The 6,344-nt window shown below is 49.3% G+C and carries 7 protein-coding genes and 2 pseudogenes; 1 reads left to right on the top strand and 8 read right to left on the bottom strand.

Annotated elements, in window-relative coordinates; all coding sequences use genetic code 11:
- Window positions 1-760: 760 nt before the first annotated feature.
- Window positions 761-973: a hypothetical protein gene (locus FC814_RS21870; protein ID WP_085461411.1), complete on the bottom strand. Its 213-nt coding sequence runs from the start codon at window positions 971-973 to the stop codon at window positions 761-763.
- A gap of 84 nt (window positions 974-1,057) precedes the next feature.
- Complete coding sequence (locus FC814_RS21865) at window positions 1,058-1,312, bottom strand: DNA-binding transcriptional regulator (protein ID WP_000192902.1); 255 nt, start codon at window positions 1,310-1,312, stop codon at window positions 1,058-1,060.
- Window positions 1,313-1,347: 35 nt separating this feature from the next.
- Between FC814_RS21865 and FC814_RS21860 the strand changes: the two are divergent.
- A pseudogene (locus FC814_RS21860) lies at window positions 1,348-1,707 on the top strand (alpha/beta hydrolase fold domain-containing protein); the annotation flags it as partial.
- A gap of 62 nt (window positions 1,708-1,769) precedes the next feature.
- Here the strand turns inward: FC814_RS21860 and fabY are convergent.
- The 6 genes and pseudogenes from fabY to FC814_RS21830 form a co-directional block, all read right to left on the bottom strand.
- On the bottom strand, window positions 1,770-2,711 hold the full coding sequence (fabY, locus tag FC814_RS21855) for a fatty acid biosynthesis protein FabY (protein WP_170872608.1): 942 nt from the start codon (window positions 2,709-2,711) through the stop codon (window positions 1,770-1,772).
- Between the two features lie 44 nt (window positions 2,712-2,755).
- Window positions 2,756-3,193, bottom strand: coding sequence for a D-aminoacyl-tRNA deacylase (dtd, locus tag FC814_RS21850; protein ID WP_000560983.1), 438 nt, complete (start codon window positions 3,191-3,193; stop codon window positions 2,756-2,758).
- Window positions 3,190-4,062, bottom strand: coding sequence for a virulence factor BrkB family protein (locus FC814_RS21845; RefSeq protein ID WP_000920722.1), 873 nt, complete (start codon window positions 4,060-4,062; stop codon window positions 3,190-3,192). The genes dtd and FC814_RS21845 overlap by 4 nt, the downstream gene beginning before the upstream one ends.
- Entirely contained in the window at window positions 4,056-4,655 is a 600-nt protein-coding gene (gene yihX, locus FC814_RS21840; protein ID WP_137326462.1) for a glucose-1-phosphatase, read from the bottom strand. The genes FC814_RS21845 and yihX overlap by 7 nt, the downstream gene beginning before the upstream one ends.
- Before the next feature lie 140 nt (window positions 4,656-4,795).
- Window positions 4,796-5,683: an aldose 1-epimerase gene (locus FC814_RS21835; RefSeq protein ID WP_010348285.1), complete on the bottom strand. Its 888-nt coding sequence runs from the start codon at window positions 5,681-5,683 to the stop codon at window positions 4,796-4,798.
- Window positions 5,673-6,269 (bottom strand): annotated as a pseudogene (locus FC814_RS21830) (MFS transporter); the annotation flags it as partial. The gene FC814_RS21835 and the pseudogene FC814_RS21830, both read right to left, overlap by 11 nt.
- Window positions 6,270-6,344 lie beyond the last annotated feature (75 nt).

Here is a 6,344-nt window from a genome sequence, read left to right as displayed (position 1 = left end):
CTGATAGAAACAGAAGCCACTGGAGCACCTCAAAAACACCATCATACACTAAATCAGTAAGTTGGCAGCATCACCGATCTTTGCATGTTGTTTTGTTTTTACGAGGCGGTTTCCAAAGATAATGTAACAGTTGCAGTTATTTCAATTGTTACTCAAAAATGGTTTAGTTATAGCCCAGGATGGTTTATTACTTTTAATTAAGCGGGGGCACATCTACAGAAAAGAAACAACAAATAATAAGGATGAATTATGGATGCGATAAATATTTTATATTCAAGAATTTTTTTTGATTGGGTCTTCATTTGCTCCATCAGGATGGTGTACCCGAAAAAAGTCAGTATCTTTACCGCACCACGTTTAAGGTGAAATCTACCATCCATAACTGACCAGTCAGTGCTGCCACCAACTGGTCTTTGATTGCTAGTAGTAGTAAATTTGCGGATAACAGTCCGGGAACCAAACGATTCCGTCCGAATCATCCCCCCGCATCACTCTATAGCATTGGCGTCGATCATCGGCGCGACGACGAAGCGTAGTATAAAGGCGCTTCCATTCATGGTCGCCCGGTGTACTGTAGTTTACCCAACAATCCATTGAAGGATGACGCCATTTGCCTGTAAGTGTCGGGATCCCTGAATGCTTATGCGGTTTCGGTTTACCATTACGATCCCTATCTTTACGCGTATTAAATGTGGACATTTTTAGTCTCCTGTTAAGAGTTCTAAAAATGTGCTTCCTTAAAATAGTTCATCATTTTCCCTTAATTCGCATAGCGTGCTTTTGCACGAATTTCCGATACGCGGGGACCATTATGATAGCGTCGATGCCCACACATCCAACAAGAACAAAGACAGGGAGTACGAAAGCAAACACCTGATGCTTTTAAGCTTCCATCGCCTGCTGTGCAATAACGACGGCGGATTTTTTTTAATCGCGCCATATGATAGCGACGTTCAGCACGATTACGGGTCATAGCAAAACTCCTGAACAGGCGGCACTATGCCGCTTTCATAGGAGCTCTGAATGCTGGTGCTTTCTGTATGGCATAACCATGCCTCTAACGGTTAAGTGCTTGCAGCACATGTTGCGGATCATTGGCAATCGCTCGCAGCAAAGCCTTTGCAGGCCCGGTCGGTGAACGCCGCCCCTGCTCCCAGTTACGCAACGTGTCTACGCTTACGGAAATAAGATCGGCAAATTTAGATTGTGACAACCCTGAAGCGTGGCGTATTTCTTTGATTTTCATAGCATCAATTTCAAAAGTCCGTGAAGGCTGTCGCGTTCCTTCAAGAATTTCATTCATCTGGGTCATGCTGTGAGTCAACCGCTCAAAAGTGCGTTATCCTGCTTGATGCGACTGCGCATTTCGAAAGCTACATACGCAATGGTCACGATTACATCATCACACGCGATACTCTACTGAGTGGCTTTGAGATGAATCTGCCAGATATTGATCGCAAGCATCCTGACGCCAGCCCTCTTTGGCGCGATGATTTTAATGGCTTGCCGCCAGTTCATATAATTACCGCAGAATATGACCCGCTTTGTGATGAAGGCGAGGCGCTGTATCAGAGGATGACAGAGCAAGGCGAGCAATGTACCTGCCAACGCTACCTCGGGGTTATCCACGGATTTTTTCAGTTAGGGGGTATTAGCGAGGCTGCGCGATCGGCACTACGGGATGTTGCCTGGAGAGCGGGAAGGTAACTCCGGACCTGGGCACTGAAAAGGTTTTCAGATTGAAAACCTTTTCAGTGAAGTAAAACGTCCTACTCTTCTTCGTTCCCGCCCTCTTCATAAGGGCCAAATGGCTTAGCGGGAAGAACGATATACGTCCCTTCAAACACCGCACCAGGCGTCTCGTCGCCAAAGATTTCAACCTGCATTTGCACTCGCGCTTTGCGCCCGCGCGCCAGACGGTCGAGATCGCCACTTAACGCACCGAGGTCGGCTACCGCATGAGGTTTACCGCTAATCGGCTTGCTGTAACGAATATGCGCGTCAGCCAGAATAATCGTTCCGCCGAGATGGCGTTCGCGCAGCATCAGCCAGATAAGCCCCCAACCGGTGAGCGTTGCCAGCGAGAATAAACTCCCGGCAAACAACGTATGATGCGGATTCTGATTGCCGGTTTCCGGCATGGTGGTGATAAATTTTTGCCCGGTATATTGCTGAATGCGCACGCCCATTTTTTCACTTAATGGGATGTGTTCATACCACGCCTGCTGGAGCTGGGCGCACCAGTCGCCGCGATGCAAAATGTCATCCAGAGTAGCGACGGGTTTAATCATCAAAAAATGGCGAATAGGCGTGGTGGTGGGCGTGGTGATCTCCCCCTGATTCACAAACCCCAGCTTGGAAAAAAACTCCACCGCGTCTTCGCGGGCGCTACAGGTCACGCGTTTAACGCCTTCCTGGCGTGCTACCGACTCCAGGGTCATCGCCATCAGCGTCCCTAGCCCTTTGTCCTGCACGTCGGGATGAACGGCCATAAAACGGATGGAGGCTTCGTTATCGGCATTGATATACAGCCGACCTACCGCCACCAGATTACCCTGCTCGTCGACGACCATCTGGTGATGCGCCATCGCATCCCACGCGTCGCGTTCAGAACCTTTCGGTTGATGCAGGGGTTTACGCAACATCTCCCAGCGAAACTGATAGTAACGCTCTAATTCTTCTTCTGTTTGTGGAACCCGAAGGTGATACATAGCGATACTCTCTCTTGTTTCCCGTGACAACCCTGGAAGCTGGCTCATACCTGTAACCAGAATGTCACGGGGCCATCATTGACCAGCGATACCTGCATATCCGCAGCGAAGCGTCCTGTTTGCGTGTTCATCTCTTGCTGACGGCAGCGTTCGACGAAATAGTCATATAGCGCCTCTGCGCGATCCGGTGATGCGCCTTTGGAGAAACTTGGGCGCATCCCCCGTTCGGTATCTGCGGCGAGAGTAAACTGGGAAACCACCAGCACACTACCGCCCGCCTGTTGCACGTTGAGATTCATCTTGCCTTCGGCATCGCTGAAGATGCGATAGCCGAGCACACGCTCGCACAGACGGTTTGCTTTCTGTTCGTCGTCATCCTTTTCGACACCCAATAACACCAAAAGTCCCGCGCCAATTTCGCCCGTCACTTCTCCCTCCACGGTGACGCTGGCACGGGTTACGCGTTGAATTAATGCAATCATGGTTCGTCGTCTTCTTCTTGTTCAGCAGCTTGTTTTAGTTTGCGGTATTCCCCGAGAGTGACAGTAATTTCCGCCCCAAGCAAGACGATACACCATGTCCAGTAGACCCAGACAAAGAGAATGGGGATCACTGCCAGTACGCCGTAAATGAGCTGATATGACGGGAACATGGTGATATAAAGCGCGAAACCTTTCTTCCCTGCTTCGAACAGGAGCGCGGCGACAAACGCGCCGACAATCGCGTCGCGGTTAGGTACGCGAATGGTGGGAACAACGCTGTACAGCAGCCAGAAGGAGATCCACGACAACAGCAGCGGAAAAATACGCAGCACATTATCGATAACGGTATTGAGCTCGCTCGCCCAGCGCAGGGAGAGCAGATAGGAGCTAATCGCCAGACTGGCTCCCGCCAGCAGCGGCCCCAGCGTCAAAATCATCCAATACACAGCAAACGAGTAAATTTTGGGACGCACCCGTTTACTGCGCCAGATGGCGTTGAGTGCACTATCGATGGAATACATCAACAATAATGCCGTGACGATCAGCCCACATGCCCCGACGGCGGTCATCTTGTTGGAATTGGCAACAAACTGTTCGATATATTGCTGGATAACATCGCCAGTGGCAGGTAGAAAGTTGGCGAAAATAAAATGACGCAACTGAATGCTGACGTCGGAAAACATGGGAAAAGCGGCGAAAAGCGCAAAAACAACGGCAACCAGCGGCACTAATGAGAGCAACGACACATAGGCAAGGTTACCTGCCAGGGTTGTCATGTTGTCCTCATTAATGCGTTGCCAGAGTAGTTTCAGCCAGGCCCATAGTGGACGAGTACGATGCCTGGCTTTTTCATGGATGGTTTTTAGCATAACACCTTCGCGAAATAGTCCGGGATGGTGGTTTTATCTTTCACCAGAATGCTGGTAATGCCTAGCTGATTAGCCCCTTCTATATTATCGGCGTTGTCATCGAAAAAGACGGTATCGCTGGGTGAAAAACCTTCTGCCTGTAAAACATGCTGGTAAATTCGCACTTCCGGTTTGCGCATACCCAAATCTTGCGACAGATAGATATGGTCGGCAGCATCACGGATTTCCGGGTATTCCTCCGGCCAGAAGGTGGTATGCAGGCGGTTAGTATTGGAAAGCACCACCACGCGATGCCCCTGTTCACGCAGTTTATGCATGATGTCGATCACTTCCGGGCGCAGCGCGACAAACACCGCCTGCCAGCCGTGGGAGAACTGCTCGTAGCTTAGCGGTAAGGCCATCTCATGACACAGTGCTTCAGCGAATTCTTCATCGCTGATCTCCCCGCGCTCATGCTGATGAAACGCCTCGCCCATATGGAAACTTTTCTTAAGCGTAGCCAGCGGAATACGTGTTAAATCGCTCCAGGTTCCCAGCACACGGTTAAAGTCGATATCGACAATCACATTACCTAAATCAAAGATATAGAGCATTTTTGCCTCCTTTCTCGCCACAGGAAATTAACTGTAGCGGGAAAGGAGGGGTTTGGCTATGTGGCAATAAGGGTAATCTTGTGATGCTGATTGCGAAAAAGCAGAGTAATTTCACTGGCTTTTTCGCAATAGATGAATGGTTAAGATTCAGGTGTAAATTGCCAACGAGTTTCGATGACCAGCGGCTTATCTGATGTCACCAATTCCGGCGTTAGATTTATTGCGTTAGGTGCCTGAGTAAGCGGATTAACACAGGTGGCATCGGGCTGTTTATCAAATACCACCAGACTGTTTGCAGAAGAGGTCATAGTCATCGTGAGTTTACCAGGCCACAGTAACTTAACCTTCACCCCGTCATAAAAACCAAAACAGTCATCCCAGGGACCAGCTTGAGGAGAGATGCGATTTCCAGTTGGCAGTTCATCACTACCCGCTTCCTCTTGCCAGTCCGCATCAAAAAGCACCTGCAACGATTCTGTATTTTGCGGAGTCAGCTTTTTCGCAAACCACGGATGCCAGCCTGCAGAGGCCGGGAATGTATCGGTATGTGAATGGATTTCCAGTTGCAAAACCAGCGCATCGTTCTCCAGCAAAAAAGTCTGAATCACTTCCCCTTGCCAGGGCCACGGTGAAGCCAGGGGCATACGTAAAGTCAGGGAATCTATTGTTTTGTCGATGATTTCCCACGTTGAGTAACAAGCCATACCATGCAACGCATGTGGTGGTTTATTGGCGGGTAAAGAATAACATTGCCCACCAGCATTCAGCGTCGCATTCCCCAGTCGCCCTGCCCACGGCACCATTGGGAAACAGCCATACTGAAAAGCTCTGCGCTGCGGCTGCCATTGGCGTAATACTTCAGAACCAAATGCCTTTAACGAGGTTATCCTGGCACCATCATGCGGATAAATCTGCAGGTGAATATTGCCTTTTTCCAGCGTCACTAACTCTCCTACAGGCCCAGGCCATGGCGCGTCAAACGCCTGTTGTAGCGCCAGGTAATGCTCGTTTTTTCGTTCAGTTTTCATGAGATTGTTCCCTGATGTAGCGGTAAGAAGCGGTTTCTTGTTCATCGGTCGGCTCAATCAGCCAGACGCAAACAAAGGAAAGAACTGAGACAGCAAATAAAAACAGAGCGATATACCACGGTTTTCCTCCCCCTAGCGCCAGCAAACTTGAGGCGATAAGGGGGCTTAGTCCGCCAAGAATCGCGGAAAATTGATAAGCAAAAGAAAGGCCGGTATATCGTACTTTGGTACCGAACATGCGGGTGAAAAGTGTTGGCTGCACGGCAAACATCATCGTCGGACCTAAGTTGTAGCCGAGGATCATACTGCACCAGATGATGAGCGTACTTTTGCTATCCAGTAATAAGAAGAAAGGAAACGCGAACAGGACACAAAATCCTGCTCCCGACAAATACAGACTTTTTTGACCTATACGATCTGATAACCATCCAACCAATGGACAACTGAAAATACCGATCGCCGAGGCAATCAACATACCCGTCAGGGGAATATCTCGCGACAATGCTAATTGGCTGGAAATATAGACAATACCAAAGGCGTTAATAATATTAGAGGAGACACTTTCCGCCAGCCTCGCACCCAGTGCCGGTGATGCTGCCAACTTACTGATTTAGTGTATGATGGTGTTTTTGAGGTGCTCCAGTGGCTTCTGTTTCTATCA

This window comes from Escherichia sp. MR, assembly GCF_005280595.1.
Classification (GTDB): Bacteria; Pseudomonadota; Gammaproteobacteria; order Enterobacterales; family Enterobacteriaceae; genus Escherichia; species Escherichia ruysiae.
The sequence above is the reverse complement of the archived record's forward strand: the minus strand, read 5'-3'. Positions and strand labels throughout refer to the sequence as shown.